Annotated in this window: 14 protein-coding genes and 1 pseudogene; 9 read left to right on the plus strand and 6 right to left on the minus strand. The window is 47.9% G+C overall.

The annotated features are described in order from the left end of the window. Positions 1-68 precede the first annotated feature (68 nt). The 6 genes from IX84_RS25380 to IX84_RS25405 all read left to right on the plus strand — a co-directional run bounded on the left by IX84_RS25380 (position 69) and on the right by IX84_RS25405 (position 8,642). A complete protein-coding gene (locus IX84_RS25380) occupies positions 69-1,364 on the plus strand; it encodes a nucleotide sugar dehydrogenase (protein WP_044227658.1) in 1,296 nt (431 codons plus the stop codon). 73 nt (positions 1,365-1,437) lie between these two features. Beyond that, on the plus strand, positions 1,438-2,046 hold the full coding sequence (locus IX84_RS25385) for a UpxY family transcription antiterminator (RefSeq protein ID WP_044227661.1): 609 nt from the start codon (positions 1,438-1,440) through the stop codon (positions 2,044-2,046). A gap of 420 nt (positions 2,047-2,466) precedes the next feature. Further along, complete coding sequence (locus IX84_RS25390; RefSeq protein WP_044227664.1) at positions 2,467-3,795, plus strand: UDP-glucose dehydrogenase family protein; 1,329 nt, start codon at positions 2,467-2,469, stop codon at positions 3,793-3,795. A gap of 74 nt (positions 3,796-3,869) precedes the next feature. Further along, complete coding sequence (locus IX84_RS25395) at positions 3,870-4,811, plus strand: UDP-glucuronic acid decarboxylase family protein (protein WP_044227666.1); 942 nt, start codon at positions 3,870-3,872, stop codon at positions 4,809-4,811. Between the two features lie 75 nt (positions 4,812-4,886). Next, positions 4,887-5,621, plus strand: coding sequence for a tyrosine-protein phosphatase (locus IX84_RS25400; RefSeq protein ID WP_044227669.1), 735 nt, complete (start codon positions 4,887-4,889; stop codon positions 5,619-5,621). A 231-nt stretch (positions 5,622-5,852) separates the two neighbouring features. Continuing rightward, the gene (locus tag IX84_RS25405; protein WP_044227672.1) at positions 5,853-8,642 is read left to right on the plus strand and encodes an alpha/beta hydrolase family protein; all 2,790 of its coding nucleotides are present in this window, start codon (positions 5,853-5,855) and stop codon (positions 8,640-8,642) included. Here the strand turns inward: IX84_RS25405 and IX84_RS25410 are convergent. From IX84_RS25410 to IX84_RS34715, 4 genes and pseudogenes are all read right to left on the minus strand, one after another. After that, on the minus strand, positions 8,609-9,469 hold the full coding sequence (locus tag IX84_RS25410; protein ID WP_152605240.1) for a hypothetical protein: 861 nt from the start codon (positions 9,467-9,469) through the stop codon (positions 8,609-8,611). The genes IX84_RS25405 and IX84_RS25410 overlap by 34 nt on opposite strands. 25 nt (positions 9,470-9,494) lie before the next feature. After that, entirely contained in the window at positions 9,495-10,223 is a 729-nt protein-coding gene (locus IX84_RS25415; protein ID WP_044227678.1) for an inorganic pyrophosphatase, read from the minus strand. 521 nt (positions 10,224-10,744) lie between these two features. Further along, positions 10,745-11,170, minus strand: coding sequence for an HNH endonuclease (locus tag IX84_RS25420; RefSeq protein ID WP_238578339.1), 426 nt, complete (start codon positions 11,168-11,170; stop codon positions 10,745-10,747). A gap of 18 nt (positions 11,171-11,188) precedes the next feature. Next, positions 11,189-11,395: pseudogene (locus IX84_RS34715) on the minus strand (NUMOD4 domain-containing protein); the annotation flags it as partial. Between the two features lie 1,047 nt (positions 11,396-12,442). Here IX84_RS34715 and IX84_RS25425 point away from each other — a divergent pair. From IX84_RS25425 to IX84_RS25435, 3 genes are all read left to right on the plus strand, one after another. Then, on the plus strand, positions 12,443-13,051 hold the full coding sequence (locus tag IX84_RS25425) for a hypothetical protein (RefSeq protein ID WP_152605241.1): 609 nt from the start codon (positions 12,443-12,445) through the stop codon (positions 13,049-13,051). A gap of 68 nt (positions 13,052-13,119) precedes the next feature. Further along, entirely contained in the window at positions 13,120-13,665 is a 546-nt protein-coding gene (locus tag IX84_RS25430; RefSeq protein WP_152605135.1) for a helix-turn-helix domain-containing protein, read from the plus strand. 46 nt (positions 13,666-13,711) lie between these two features. Next, complete coding sequence (locus IX84_RS25435) at positions 13,712-14,416, plus strand: IS630 family transposase (protein WP_052516191.1); 705 nt, start codon at positions 13,712-13,714, stop codon at positions 14,414-14,416. A gap of 85 nt (positions 14,417-14,501) precedes the next feature. On the opposite strand, the gene IX84_RS25440 is transcribed toward IX84_RS25435, so the two are convergent. Both IX84_RS25440 and IX84_RS25445 read right to left on the minus strand, forming a co-directional pair. After that, complete coding sequence (locus IX84_RS25440) at positions 14,502-15,035, minus strand: metallophosphoesterase family protein (RefSeq protein ID WP_044227688.1); 534 nt, start codon at positions 15,033-15,035, stop codon at positions 14,502-14,504. Then, the gene (locus IX84_RS25445) at positions 15,032-15,994 is read right to left on the minus strand and encodes a quinone oxidoreductase family protein (RefSeq protein ID WP_044227691.1); all 963 of its coding nucleotides are present in this window, start codon (positions 15,992-15,994) and stop codon (positions 15,032-15,034) included. Before IX84_RS25445 ends, IX84_RS25440 begins: the two co-directional genes overlap by 4 nt. Positions 15,995-15,997 lie beyond the last annotated feature (3 nt).

Below are 15,997 nucleotides of genomic sequence, written 5' to 3' on the forward strand. Positions count from 1 at the left end.
CGGAGGATATGCCCTCTGCCGTTCCCCATAGATTCTCCAATCCAAAAAAAGATTAAGACTCCCTAATTATGTTTGATGCACTAAAAAACCGTGAGAAAAAAATCTCCGTTATTGGCCTTGGTTACGTTGGCCTGCCACTCGCCCTGGAATTTGCACGCGACTTTGAAGTGATCGGCTTCGACATCAACGAGGACCGTATCCAAATGATGAAAAACGGCGAGGACCCTTCAGAAGAACTGGAAAGCAGCGCTTTTGACAATAAGCGGATCACCTTCACAGCCGACCCCGCCATGCTCAAAGAAGCCCACTTCCACATTATAGCGGTCCCCACGCCGGTGAGCGAAAGCAAAGTCCCTAACCTAAAGCCTGTACTTTCCGCCTCTGAAACAGTGGGCAAGGTGCTGAAGAAAGGCGACTATGTTATTTTCGAGTCCACTGTGTACCCGGGCTGCACTGAAGAAGACTGCCTGCCTATTTTAGAGGAACTATCGGGACTGAAACTCGGTAGGGACTTCAAAATCGGTTACTCACCCGAACGCATTAATCCGGGTGATAAGGAACGGACCATTGAAAAAATCCTGAAGATTGTTTCCGGAAGCGATGAAGAAGCCCTCCATGAAATATCAAAAACATATGGAGCCATTATAAAAGCCGGCATTTACGAAGCCCCTTCTATCAAAGTTGCTGAGGCGGCGAAAGTGATTGAGAATACGCAGCGCGACCTCAATATTTCATTTGTGAATGAGCTTTCTATCATCTTTGACATGATGGGGATCGACACGAACGAAGTGCTTGAAGCAGCTGGTACCAAATGGAATTTCCTTAAGTTCTCCCCCGGCCTGGTAGGCGGGCACTGCATTGGTGTTGACCCTTACTACCTTACCCATAAAGCTAAACAATTGGGCTATGACCCCCAGGTCATCCTGAGCGGTCGCCGCATCAATGACGGTATGCCTGGTTTTATTGCCAAACGGCTGACCCAAATGCTGATTCAGCGGGGTAAGAACCCTAGTCAGACCAAGGTGCTTATCATGGGGATCACTTTCAAGGAGAATGTGGCGGACATCCGCAACAGCAAAGTGGCTGAACTCGCCAGAGAAATCATGCAGTACTCTATCAATGTACATATTACTGACCCCTACGCCTCCCCCAATGAAGTAGCAAAAGAATACAAGCTGACGTTGGTAGACAATGCCTCAGATGATTATGACGCGGTGATCGTCGCGGTCAACCACATGGAGTATCAATCGCTGGATTTTGAATACTTCAAATCCATTTGCAAAGAAGACCCCATTGTTATGGACATCAAAGCCATATATAAAAAGCCCGGTGCAGATGCCGGACTGACCTACTGGAGACTCTAGCCTTTTGATGAGGCTTTCCCCATAAAATCACAGTCCTGAAATCTTTGTATTTCGTAAAACAAAAAGACCTCCAATGAAGACTGCAATTCAACAACAACCCGAAAACCACCTGAGTAATATCGAAAGCAGATGGTTTGCCATTTATACCAATTACAAGCGCGAAAAAATGGTGGCGGGCAGGCTGAAAAAGAAGGGTATTGAGCATTTTCTCCCGCTTCAGAAAGTCACCCGCAAGTATACCCGAAAGGTTAAACATCTTGAACTGCCGCTGATCAACTGCTACCTGTTCGTCAAGATCAAAAAGAGCGAGTACATCCGGGTGGTAGAGACGCAGGATGTGCTCAATTTTGTCCGTTTGTCAAAAAACCTGATTTCCATACCGGAGACAGAGATTGATGTTTTGCGTCTTGTCGTAGGAGAAAACATTGAGGTGGAAGCTCAGGAAAGCAGAAGCTTGAGCCTCTGCAACGGTGACGAAGTAGAAATCCTGGGTGGAAGCCTTACCGGAATGAAGGGCATTCTCCTCAACCAAAAGAACGAAAAGAACTTCGTGATCGAACTGGAAAATATGGGCTACTCCCTTATCATGGATATTGACCCGAGCCTGCTCCGGAAAATCAAATCCGGAAGTGCACGGACCGATAACGAGCCCAAAGGTGGCCGTTTTAAGGATTATTTGTAACATTCCTTTAAACTATAGCGTACTGATTATTGGGGTGCAGCATATGCAAATTCTCTTTGGTGGGTTTGCACGGGAAAGTTTTATACCCTAAATTGCATGTCACTACTTCAAACCTTTGAAAAGCTACGATACAATTCTTGCGAACAACACTATTGCTCTGTGAAAGATGAAGCATTGGGCCGGGTCGGTTTTAATACTGCTCTGCCAGGCTTCGGAGCAGTTGTAGCTTTGGTCGAGGTACTGACTTGCCATCTACATCGTTTGCACACCCAACCGACAATATAGACGATGTGCCATTCGTCATTGCTAACTGGCCGTAAAACAACTGTGCCCCACGAGTTGAGGCGCACGGCAATATACGGCTGGTATTAAACATTAGTCAAATATGCATTCTTCATCTTTACAACATAACTTAACACCATGAATATTGCTGTAATTGGAACGGGCTACGTAGGGCTTGTCACTGGTACTTGCTTTGCAGAAACCGGCAATCATGTCATCTGCGTAGACATTGACGAAAAAAAGGTAGAACGCTTAAAGCAGGGGGAAATCCCAATATACGAGCCCGGGCTCGATATTCTCTTTGACCGCAATACCAGACAAGGGCGCCTGAAGTTTACCACCAACCTCAAGGAAGGGATTCAGGGAGCAGAGGTTATTTTCCTGGCGCTGCCCACACCTCCGGGTGAGGATGGGTCCGCCGATCTTTCTTACGTGATGGGCGTAGCAGCTGACCTGTCTGAAATTATTGATGCCTACACTGTAGTAATCGATAAGAGTACCGTACCTGTGGGCACGGCTGAGAAAGTCCATGCGATATTGTCTGACAAGCTTTCTGAAGATTTGTTTGACGTGGTTTCCAACCCGGAATTTCTTCGGGAAGGCGTGGCCGTCGACGACTTCATGCGCCCGGACCGGGTGGTGGTGGGTACGTCTTCTGAGCGTGCAAAGGAAGTCATGTCCCGGCTTTATGAGCCTTTCGTGCGTCAGGGCAACCCTGTTTACTTTATGGATGAGCGCTCTGCAGAAATGACTAAATACGCTGCCAACTCTTACCTGGCTACCCGCATTTCATTTATGAATGAGATTGCCAACCTCTGCGAAAAGGTAGGCGCGAATGTAGATATGGTCCGACTGGGCATGGGAAGTGACTCTCGTATTGGGAAACGGTTCCTTTTCCCCGGAGTTGGCTACGGAGGCTCCTGCTTCCCTAAGGATGTTCAGGCCCTGGCCAAAACAGCCGCCGAAAATGGCTATGACTTCCGCATCCTGAATTCTGTGATGGGCGTTAATGACAAGCAAAAACACATTCTCAGCAAAAAGATCATCGACTACTACGGCGGCAACCTCAGCGGTAAGACCATCGCGGTCTGGGGACTGGCTTTCAAGCCGAATACCGATGACATCCGGGAAGCGCCGGCGCTTACCATCATTGAAGAACTGCTGAATGCGGGTGCTTCTATCAAAGCCTTTGACCCGGAAGCGATGGAAAACGTCAAGCAGGTATTTGGCGACCGGATACAATTTGCAGAAGAGCAGTACGAGACCCTGATTGGTGCGGACAGCCTGGCGGTGATTACCGAATGGCCGGTATTCCGCGCGCCCAGCTATAAAGTGCTCCGGGAACTGCTCGGCGAGCCGGTTATTTTCGATGGCCGCAACATCTATGACCCCAAGGTTATGGAAACTGAAGGCTTTTACTACGACAGTATCGGCCGAAATAAGGTCGTGCAAAAAGCGGAAGCTTAAACCCCATTCCCCTCCCCGGCTCCTGCCGCGGAGGGGATTTTATTTAACAAGACGAAAGCTTTTAAATCTCAGCCATGAAAAAAATTCTTATAACCGGTGCTGCCGGCTTTTTGGGGTCCCATCTGTGCGACCGCTTCATCAAGGAAGGTTTCCATGTAATTGGGATGGACAACCTCCTGACAGGCAGCCTCGATAACATCAAGCATCTGTTCCCGCTCAAGGAATTTGAATATTACCACCATGATGTTTCGAAGTTCGTGCATGTCCCGGGAGACCTGGATTACATCCTGCACTTCGCCTCACCTGCCAGCCCAATCGACTACCTGAAAATGCCGATCCAAACCCTGAAGGTCGGTGCTTTGGGTACACACAACCTCCTCGGCCTTGCCAAAGCCAAAAACGCTCGTATCCTTGTAGCTTCCACTTCGGAGGTATACGGCGACCCGCTTATCCACCCGCAAAAAGAAGACTACTGGGGCAACGTCAACCCGGTTGGGCCGCGTGGTGTCTACGACGAAGCCAAGCGTTTCCTGGAAGCCATCACCATGGCTTACCACAACTTCCACGGTGTGGAAACCCGGATCATCCGCATTTTTAATACCTATGGCCCGAGAATGCGCGTGAATGACGGCCGCGCACTGCCTGCTTTCTTCTCCCAGGCCATTCGCGGAGAAGGCATCACCGTCTTTGGCGATGGCTCTCAGACCCGCTCTTTCTGCTACGTAGCCGACCTTGTGGAAGGCATCTACCGCCTGCTGATGAGTGACCACCACTTACCGGTAAACATTGGCAACCCGGATGAGATCACCATCAAAGAAGTGGCTGAAGAAGTGGTGAAGCTAGTGGGCAACCCGGATGCAAAAATCACCTACAAGCCTCTGCCTAAGGACGACCCGAAGGTCCGGCAGCCGGATATCACCAAAGCCCGGGAAATCCTGGGCTGGGAACCAACGGTAAGCCGGGAAGAAGGCTTGAAAATCACCATGGAATATTTCAGGGAAGTCGTAAAAGTTTAACGGTACTGCCGGGGGAAAGCCCCCGGCAATTTTCCCTACCTTTGCGAGGTTATTGAAAAAACGCAATAATCCTCTATGTTCAACCTGTTCAAAAAAACGCCCCCCCTTGGTGATTTCGCATTCCTCGAAACCGATATGCATTCTCACCTGCTGCCCGGTATTGATGACGGTGCCAAAGATATAGAGGACAGCCTCTCCCTCATCGCTCAACTGCAGGAGATGGGCTATCGCCACCTCATCACCACTCCGCACATTATGGCGGACCTTTATCCAAACACACCGGAAATTATACGGGAGAAACTTGCGGAAGTACGGACTGCCGCAAAGGCTGCCGGGCTGAATGTCACGCTTGATGCTGCCGCTGAGTACCTGATGGACGAAGGCTTTGAGCCTCTGCTCGAGGAGGGTAACCTCCTTGCCCTGCCTGGCAACCGCGTCCTGGTGGAAATGAGTTTCATATCCGCTCCGCCAAAACTGGAGCACTATCTTTTCCGGTTACAAACCAAAGGCTACCGGCCATTGCTGGCGCATCCTGAACGCTACCTGTTTTTCCGGGAGGACTTTAAGCGATATGCTGAGCTTAAGGACCGTGGCTGTGAATTCCAGCTCAACCTCCTTTCCTTAACCGGATACTACGGCAAACCCACGCGGGAAAATGCTGTTGCACTGCTAAAAGCCGGCCTGATTGACTATTTGGGTACGGACCTGCACCACGACCGGCACGCTGAAAATCTGAGAGCTGCATTGGAAGACCGTAACATAGCCAAACTGCTCAACGATAAAAGTTTCCATAATCCCCAATTGCAGTAATTACTTTGCAACCTGAGCTGTGGCAATCGCTTAACCGTTGTCACCGTATGCTTGCCCTTGCCAAAAATTCCGGGACGCACGCATCCTTCTGCCTTCAAAAAGACTGATAGCAACCGCTATTTACCTGCGTATGGCCAAGTACCTCTTTTAAGCCTTTGGAAAAATAGGAGGAGTCCTCTGCGAACATTATTTTTGAGAAAGTTCAACGAAAAACCATTCAAACCTGAAGCCATGCAATTGAAGCCTTTACCTGTCCTGCTCTTTCTGAGTCTTACCATAAGTGCTTTTGCACAAAAACCTGCACTCTCCATTGAAGATATTGACCAGTGGAATACTATAGAAAAGGAGGCTATCGCACCCAATGGCAACTGGGTCAGTTACGAACTCACACCTAATCAGGGCGATCCTACCCTAATCCTATACAACCATAGCAAGGCAAAATCCCAGTCCTTTGAGCGGAGTCATAAAGCTGCTTTCAGCGCGGACAGCCGGTTTGTCGCTTTTCAGATCAGCCCGGCAGAGGACACCCTAAAAGCCCAAAAGCGAGCAAAGGTTAAGGACAAAGACCTGCCTAAAGACACACTTTCTGTTTTGGAGCTGGCCAGTGGACGTCAGGAAAAGATACCCCGTCTTAAGCGCTTTATCATGCCTGAAAAATGGGAAGGCTGGATGGCCTATCAGCTCTTGCCTGCACCCAGAGATACAGCCCTGCCTGACAGCATAAAAGTAAAGCCCGAAAATAAAAAAAATGGCAGCCTTCTGGTTATCCGCAACCTTAGGACCGGGCAGCAGGATTCCATCCCATTCGTTAAAGACTTCATTGCAGCCGAAGAATCGCCCCGGTTTTTAATTTATTCAACCGGCAATGATTCCACATTCCAGGAAGGCATTTACCTCTATGACGGACCAGATGCCAAGCTCCGCCCCCTACTCACAGGCAAAGGGCACTACACCCAACTAAGCCTGAGCCGGGACGGCAGGCAGGCCGGCTTCCTTGCGCTTCAGGATACAACCGACTTCAGGGTGGTCCCCTACCAGCTTTGGCACTGGAAGAGCCAGCAGGATGAAGCAGTTACTATTGCAGACAGCAGCGCGGCTTTTCTCCCCGAACAATGGCTGATCAGCGAACACGGGCAGCTGAAATTTTCAGAAGATGGCAGCCGGTTATTCTTTGGCACCTGCCCGCCCCCAGTCCTTCAGGACACAACCTTGCTGGAGGAGGAAATTGTTAATGTGGAAGTCTGGGCCAGTCAGGATGCCCGCCTCTACACCCATGAAGAAGAACTGCTGGAGGAAAGAAAAAAGCAAAACTACCTCGCTGTTTTTCATACCGACACCCGCCGCCTGTTGCAACTCGCAGATGAGCAGATGCCTGAGCTGATCCTCGGCAATGAGGGCAATGCCCGCTATGCACTGGGCAAAGACGGCTCATCCTACCTCCAATTGCTAAGCTGGGAAGGCTTTCCGCAAAGGCATGACCTCTATCTGGTGGATGTAGAAAATGGCAAGCGCCAGCCCATTGTGAAAAACCTGCCCGGCAATGCCGACCTGTCTCCCATGGGTGACTATGCCTACTGGTATAATGTTGCGGATACCTCGTGGATGGTCTATGATATTGCAGCCCGGCAAACCCGGGAAATTGCCCGGGATATCCCGGTACCACTATATGATGAGCTGGATGACCACCCTATGCATCCTTATCCACATGGAACAGCCGGCTGGACTACCGATGATGATTTCCTTTTGGTGTATGACCGGTATGATGTCTGGCTGGTTGACCCCAGTGGCAGCCTGGCTTCCAACAACCTGACTAAAGGGCGGGCATCCCGGACACAGTACCGCTACATTAAGCTTGACCCTGAAGAGCGGTCTATAGAGGAAGTCAAACCGATGCTGTTCTATACCTTCAGTGAGACAGAGAAGTCCTCCGGCTACACCTGGTTCAATATCCACACGGGTGTCAAGGATCTCGTACAGTTTGGGGCGTATAGCTATGACCGGCAAATTCAAAAAGCACGGGATGCTGATGCTTATCTTTTTTCACGTGAAAATTTTGAGATCTTTCCGGACTTGCTGATCAGCAACGATCATTTATCGAATTTCAAAAAGATCAGTGAGGCCAACCCTCAGCAGCAGGATTTTCGCTGGGGCACTGCTGAGCCCTACCGGTGGACGGGAGCAGATGGTCAGGAGATGGAAGGGATTCTCATCAAGCCGGAAGACTTTGACCCCGGTCTACAATACCCAATGATGACCTATTTCTACGAGCGCTATGCAGACCGCCTTCACCGGCACTGGACGCCTACTTATCCCCGGTCGATCATCAATTTTCCCTTTTATGCCAGCCGGGGTTATGTTATTTTTATTCCGGATGTCCATTACCGGATTGGTTATCCAGGCGAAAGTGCTTTGGATGCGATCACTACCGGCGTCACTTCTTTGCTCAACCAGGGCTTCATCGACAAAGAAAGGCTGGGCGTTCAGGGCCATAGCTGGGGCGGTTATCAGGTGGCTTACCTGATCACCCAAACCGATTTGTTCGCCTGTGCGGAATCCGGAGCACCGGTTGTGAATATGACTTCTGCCTACGGAGGCATCCGATGGGGCAGCGGGCTGAGCCGGATGTTCCAGTATGAGAAGAGCCAAAGCCGGATTGGTGGCACGCTTTGGGAAAAACCGCTCCGTTACATCGAAAACTCTCCGCTGTTCTATGCTGATAAAATCAATACGCCCGTCCTTATCCTGCACAATGATGATGATGGTGCGGTGCCCTGGTATCAGGGTATTGAGTTTTTTGTCGCCCTGCGCCGCCTGGGCAAACCGGCATGGCTACTCAATTATAACGACAACCCACACTGGGTTATGGGCAAGGAAAACCGGAGAGATTTTATGCGCCGGATGCAGCAGTTCTTTGACTACTATCTTCTAAACGCCCCGATGCCAAAATGGATGGACAAAGGAGTCCCTCCTCTGGAGCGAGGTATTCATCAGGGGTTTGAGCCAGCAGAAGACCGGCGATAATGATAAATCTGCCAGGAATTGTAAAGGTTTTGGGCCAAAATATAGAATATAGGGCCAAGAGCGGCCACCGGGCTGAAATAGGTCAGGGCCAGCCAAAGGCTAAACATCGTATTCTTGCGCCCGAGCGCCAGACCGGTCTCCAGTGGCAGGTGCCCCCGGCCAAGCCACTCTCCTACCTTGAATTGAAACAAACACAAAGCGGTGATCGCTAAACCGATACCTGCAATAACGCCCAGGCTTTCTGACTGCTGCCCCCTGAAGTAATCAGATGCAGCAGCGGCAGCAATAAAAACGTTTACCAAAAACAACCGGAATGACAGAAACTGGTATTTTCTGATAGTATCCGCCCCCGCTATCCATAACCTTCGCAGCAGAAGGCTTCCCAACAGAGGGATGAATATTAAAGAGGCTATGGGCAGCGCAATGTCCCAAAAAGAAAACGCAGCAGACCCACCACCAAGTATGGCACTTGCAGTAATTGGCAACACAAGGGCAACGATGGGGCTGGTGAGCAGCACAGCCGTTGTTACAAACCCTACTTCTGCACTCAGAAAGCTGGCAATGACCGGGCCCGCGGCCGCAGTTGGAGCAGAGGCGATAGCGAATACGGCCTCTGCTGCAGCAGGCTGCCATTGATAAAGAACAAGATAAAAAAATAATGGCAACACAAGGTTTAGCCCCGCCACGAAAATATGTACCCTATGGAACAACCGGAACGAGAGCTTTACCTCAAGAAAGGCAAAGAACAGCATGACCATCAGGTTGTAGCGGATGACGAATGTAAAACGCTCCGCTGAAGGTACACACAGCCCAATCAAAATAGCCACAAGAATAGCAATACTCCTGCCCAACTTAATCCAAGTCGTTCAGCATATTCTGCTGCCGGTTACTGAAATTGAACGCCTCAAAAAGGGTGAGTGAAAGGGCTTCCTCCAAATTACCGTATACTTTGTTGTAATCGCGCATGCTCGCTTCGATTACCTCTATGGCTTCCGATCGGCCATAGGTGTGGGTGATTTCGCACTTTGGCTCTTCACCAGGCAATTGTTTGTAAGTTAGAAAGTAATGCTTCAAACGGTTAACTACCGTTTCCGGAATATCGGTGATATCACGCCAGGCACCGTAAACTTCATCTTCACGTAAAACTGCAATAATTTTATCATCAGCCTCGCCTCCGTCTATCATACGGAAGCCACCGATCGGTATAGCCCGTACAATGACGTTACCGTGTGTAATTTCCCTTTCGGTTAGTACACATATATCTAGCGGGTCATCATCGCCTACGATATTTTTTCGGCCGGTCTTTTCCTGGCAATATTCAGCGACCTCATCCTTGCAGTACGTTTGCGGGATAAATCCATACAGCGCCGGAACGATATTAGAAAATTTCTGCGGCCGGTCAATTTTAAGGTATCCGGTTTTTTTGTCGATTTCGTACTTGACCGTATCCGATGGAATGACCTCAATAAACGAGGTGACTACCTCAGGGGCATCTTCTCCAATAGAGATACCATGCCAAGGGTGCGAAGTGTAACGCAACCCAATCATCTTCCATAATTTATCAAAAGCTTGCTGACTCATTTTCTTTGCTTAGATGAAGTATACAACCACAAGGTAAAGGAAACAAAATAAGGAAACAAAGATTAATCCCCGGCCAAAAATTTAGCCTTGACTTTTCCAGTGGTCACATAGCGGCAGTTGCTCTTTGAATAATCAGATTGAAACCTGAGATGATACAGCGACTTTATTTTTCGAGACTCTAAAATAAGTCATGGCAATCAGGCAAATGCCTGCCTAAATGAATCGTATTAATATTTTTATTTTTTATCAAAAGCTAATAAAAGAGGTAATGATTGAATGGGCAAACCTGTAATTTTCAATTTAACCCAAACCTGGCTATATCACGCAGAACCTTAACAAACAAGCTTTTAAAAATTTAATTTTAAGCAAGATTTTATCACCTTAATATCTTTGGCTAGAAACTAATACAAAACAGGCAAGCTATTCCTGCATTAATAATTAAAATGCAGATATAGCTTGCCCATGCTAATGCAAAACAGCAATAGTAAACTTAAAATTAAAGCTCAGGAATCAGCACTTATTCAGGCCTGTTCTTCCATTGGCATATCCTCATCATCATCGTCATCGACAACAATATGGCCCCAGCGAATTCCTTTCTCAATTTTATAAGCACAATTTTCTGAAACACCGAACTGTTTAGCGATTATTTTTCGCTTAGTTTTGCCTCTTTTTAGCAATTTTTTCATCATTCGGACCTGTGTCTCAGTCAATTTATAGTTTTTAGTCCGGGCTGGCCTGCCTTTGTGATTTGGGTTTTTTTTCTGATAAGCTTTCCACTCCTCTTCAGTAGCCCAAGTTAGGTTTGTCCAGTTGTTATTGCTTTTATCGTAGTCCTGATGCAAGATATACTCCTGCTCATCAGATTCCCGATCCACAAAATTTTCTGCAACAAACCGGTGCACATAGACAATGCCGGTGCTGCCGTCTTTAAGCTTTTGGTTGAGCATGACTAATCCGCCCCGGGCTTTGGCTCCTTTGAGCAGCCTTTCCCTTCCGGTAGTCTTTTCAACGCTTTTAATACGGCCAAAACTGGAAATTTGGTAATCGCAGGTTTTGGTTTCCCGCCCGAATTCTACGGGCGCCCATTTTTCGTTCCAAAAGGATTTGACCTTAGGAACATCGTCACCTTTTTGAAGTGCGGCTTCAGAGGTGGATGAATTTGATTTTTGCATAATGTAACACTCAGTTGATATTATCTTTACTTCCCTGTTTTTTTCTACACGCTAAAAAAATATGGCTTTCAGGGAGGGAAATCCTATTTCAAATTAAAACGATTCTTTTTAAGACCATCCACAAAAACTACAGATCGGAGTCATTGGTGGAGGTCAGGCTAAACATTAGCTTAGACACATGGTATTTTAAGGGTCGCCTGAGTATCAGGAACTTTAACTCAGGCAGGTAATATGGGGTAGATCACTTTTGTCTAGGCTTTTATAGCCTGTAACGGTTTGTTTTGCCCGCTAAGATAGCTTTTTTCCTTGAAATTAAAGTAAAACACATGTATCATTTTTGAACCCGCTCACACTATTTGATTTCTTGTTCATGCATTTTTTAAATCAAAAAAAGCGGGGACATGGATCAACACCAAAAATAGTACAACTTGGAATCTAATCCAAAAGATTAAACATTGCTTACCGTAAAACAATATATTGTGACAGTAGAAATGATGCTTATCTACATTTTCTTTAATGTCAGTACTTTACTAAAACAGCCAACAAAAACTTTTGTTTCAATCGCTTAGATTTGTTTGTTTAACGGTTTTAATAAGGAAAGAATTGTGCCTGGTTAACACTATTCGCATTGCTTTATTCTGCATAAGAAGTATTTCGAATGCTTGCCCCGGAACCTGGCAGCCGCGCCCCAAAACCCCATCCGACAAATAATGTGTAACAACAAGCACGCTTGAATCAAGGAAATGCCCTGTGCCCGGGCATAATACACCTCTACCCTCCCCCGAACACCCCGCGGGCCTGAAATCCGAATTATTGTAAATCATACACTAAGTAAAAGCTACAAAATGTGGCGGCTGCCAAGCTTTGCCCAACATGCTTCTTTAATACAAACATTGTCTATTTCACACAAATAATTACTGTATTCCAAGCGCGTTAAAATAGTATCATCCTTTGTTAATCTAATAGTGGAATCCCCTGCCGATACGCTCTACTTTTGTAATTGTATTTAAAAATGTGCTATTCAATCACTCAAGACCAACAATGACTATGAAAAAGTTAGCAACCCTTACGACGGCAATGATCTTTATGATGAGCGCTGCCACTGCTGCACTTGCCACCGACTATATGCCTTTTATAAAGGTTTCTGCCATTCCTTCTGAAAAGAAATTTGCACTCACCATCACCAACCTCAAAGAGAGTGCTGAAATAAGCCTGCGCGATGGTGCAACAGGTGCACTACTGGCTTCAGAGGAAGCAGATGCTAAAAAGACTTTTGCCAAAGTCTTCAATCTCGACAACCTCGAAACTGGCATGTATTACGTGAGCGTGAAAACCTCTATGCAGGAAATCGTACAGCCCATTACACTGAATAAGTATGGTGTGGAGGCAGACCCTAATAAAATCAGGAAGTTTTACGCGCCTATTTTTAAGGTGCACGGCAACCAGTTCGTCGATGTATCCTATTTTGCCGGCAAACTCGATGATGTCGTAGTGACCATCTTTAACAATAATGGTTCCACAGTCTACAGAGAACGCCTGGACAACGTGTTACTTGTGGAGAAGCGTTACGACCTGAAAACCCTTCCATGGGGACGCTACACTATTCAGGTCGAAACAGAAGCCAATGTATATACTAGGGAATTTGATGTACGGTAACAAAAAAGCCTTGAGCTAATAGAAACTAGTGGCTTAAGACATAAATAATTGATAATTTTAAACGTTCTTTGACAGAAAATACCATGGGAAGAGGCCAAGCACCGGCTGCCCCAATCCCGATGACTCTACTACAAAAGGAGATATTGCAGGATATAGGGCGCCGGCATACGACAAGCCAGCAACTAGCCAAGCGCATCAAGCTATTGCTAATGGCCAATCAAGGACAAAGCAATTCCCACATCAAAAGGGAACTGGATATTTCACTGAATACGGTAAAATCCTGGCGCAGGCGCTGGGAGGCAGACTATGATAATTTGGTATCCTATGAATCGTATTTGGAGAATCAAGAAGTGAGCCCCTTGGATTTACGCAAACGTTTAATCAGTACGTTAAAAGACTCGCCTCGTTCGGGAGCGCCGAAAACCATCACCTTAGCCCAGGAAAAACAGATCATAGCCCTAGCCTGCGAGCCCCCAGCCGATTACCAGGTAGAAATGGCTGATTGGACGCACGAGATGCTGGCCAAAGTTGCCATAGCGAAAGGCATCGTGGCCAGTATTTCCTCCCGGCAAGTAGGGAGGATTTTAAAAAAGCAGCCCTCTTCAGCCTCATAAATCAGAGTATTGGCTATTCCCAAAGATCGAAGATTGGGGAGCCTTCGTGCTCAGGGTTGCTTTGGTTTGCCAGTTCATTCTCGATTCTGTGCTGCGCAAGCACCCCAACCGCCATGTCATAAGCATCGACGAAAAAACGGGTATCCAGGCTATAGAGCGTGCCAAAGGTGCAGCCCCCAAAAGCAAGGGGGCACACCAACGGGTGGAATATGAGTACATCCGTCACGGTACAACGACGCTGATTGCCGCTAACAACGTGGAAAATGGCCAGGTCATCAATTACCGTATGGGAGACACTCGGGATGAAACAGATTATGCTGACTTCATCAAATGCACCGTCCATGCACTGCCAGAAATGGACCAGGTTATTATTTTGTCCGACCAGCTCAATACCCATATGTCGGAATCGCTGGTCCGCTGGATTGCCGAGTGCGAAGGGTATGATGAAGGCCTGGGCACAAAAGGCCGGGAGGGCATCTTAAAAAACATGGTAACTCGTAGGCGTTTCCTGGAAAAAGAAGAGCACCGTATCAGATTTGTCTTCACGCCCAAGCATTGCTCCTGGCTCAACCCAATCGAAAATTGGTTCGCTAAGCTGCAGCGTCATGTGATTAGCAATGGCAATTTTTCTTCAGTCGAAGAGCTACAAATCAAAATAGAAGCCTACGTGGCTTTTTACAATGAGTGCTTGGCTAAACCTCTAAAATGGAAATTTAAAGGCTTCGACAAGGACCGGGAACCTCTCATTTAAATTGTCAGAAACTTATGTCTTAAGCCACTAGTTAGCAAAACCAGTGCAGGTCCGGAAGCGTAATGCCGCCGGACCTGTCTTTTGTTTAATAGAGTGGCTTCTGCCTTCCATTTTTTGGAATCGCCCCTCGCTGACCCAGTTCAATAACCTCAAAATCTTCTATCCTTCCCTGATCAACGGAAAACCTGATGATGGTTTTGACTTTGTGAAAGCCGTGATTGCCGGCAGCCCCGGGATTAACATGCAGTAATCCGAGCTTCTTATCGGGCATCACTTTAAGGATATGGGAATGCCCGCAAATGTACAGATCAGGGGGCGAAGTACTGAGGATTTCCCGAACACGGCGGTTATAACGACCGGGATACCCCCCTATGTGGGTCATGAAAACATCCACGCCTTCAATAACAAAACGGAGGTCTTCCGGAAAACGCCGACGCAGGGGCGCATCATCAATATTACCGTATACCGCCCTCACCGGGCGAAAGGCCTCTAGCTGGTCAACTACGCTGGCATCACCAATATCCCCGGCGTGCCAGATTTCATCACAGGGCTCAAAGTATTTGAATACACTTTCCTCCAGGTGGCTGTGCGTGTCCGAAATCAATCCGATGCGCTTCATATTTCAAGGACGATCTTTCCAAACTGTTTGCCCTGGTCCATCCGCTCAAAGGCCTTTGTGGCTTCTGCTATAGGGAATACCTGATCGACTACAGGCTTTATTTTGTGCTTACTGACGAAAGTGGCCATATCCTGAAATTCCTGATCACTGCCCATTGAGGTACCCAGGATAGCAATTTGCTTCCAGAATATAAGCTGTGGGGAAAAGTCAGGCACTTTGCCCTGCGTGCCACCATAAGTCACGATGCGGGCTCCGAAATTACAAATCTTGGGAAAACGGGCAAACCCTGGACCTCCCGCGCTATCTACAATAAGATCAAAGCCACCAGAGGCCTTGCCCAGTGTTTTGTGCCAGTCCTCTTCCCTGTAATTGGCACCTCCCTTAGCGCCCATCTCTATGGCACGGGACAATTTGTCAGCACTACCTGAAGTCACATACACTTCCGCCCCGGCTGCCAGGGCAAACTGAAAGGCAAACAGCGCCACACCTCCGCCTATTCCGGAAATAAGGACTTTATCCCCGGCTTTACAGTTGCCTTTTGTGAATATGGCCCGATAAGCCGTCAGTCCTCCCAGAGGCAGAGCGGCTGCCTCTGCCCAGCTCAGGTGCCCGGGTTTGTCCACCAGGCGGTCTTCCGGCACACTAATTTGTTCGGCCATTGTACCAAACGAAGGCATACCCAGAATGGTATAGTCGGGCTTTTGGTGCTCTTGGTTATCTCCCCAGCCTATATTCGGGTTGATTATTACTTCCCGCCCCTCAGCAATTCCGGCACCATCGGAGCCCAGTATGCCAGGCGTTTTGATGCCCGGGTACATGCCCTTGGTAATCCACACATCCCGGTGGTTGAGCGCTGCGGCTTTCAGGTGGACTACAACCTCGCCGGCAGCAGGCACGGGGGCTTCAAAATCACAGTAGCCAATAGGCTGCCCTTTTTCTTCCAATACGATGGCTTTCATATT

Source organism: Phaeodactylibacter xiamenensis (assembly GCF_000759025.1).
Taxonomy (GTDB): domain Bacteria; phylum Bacteroidota; class Bacteroidia; order Chitinophagales; family Saprospiraceae; genus Phaeodactylibacter; species Phaeodactylibacter xiamenensis.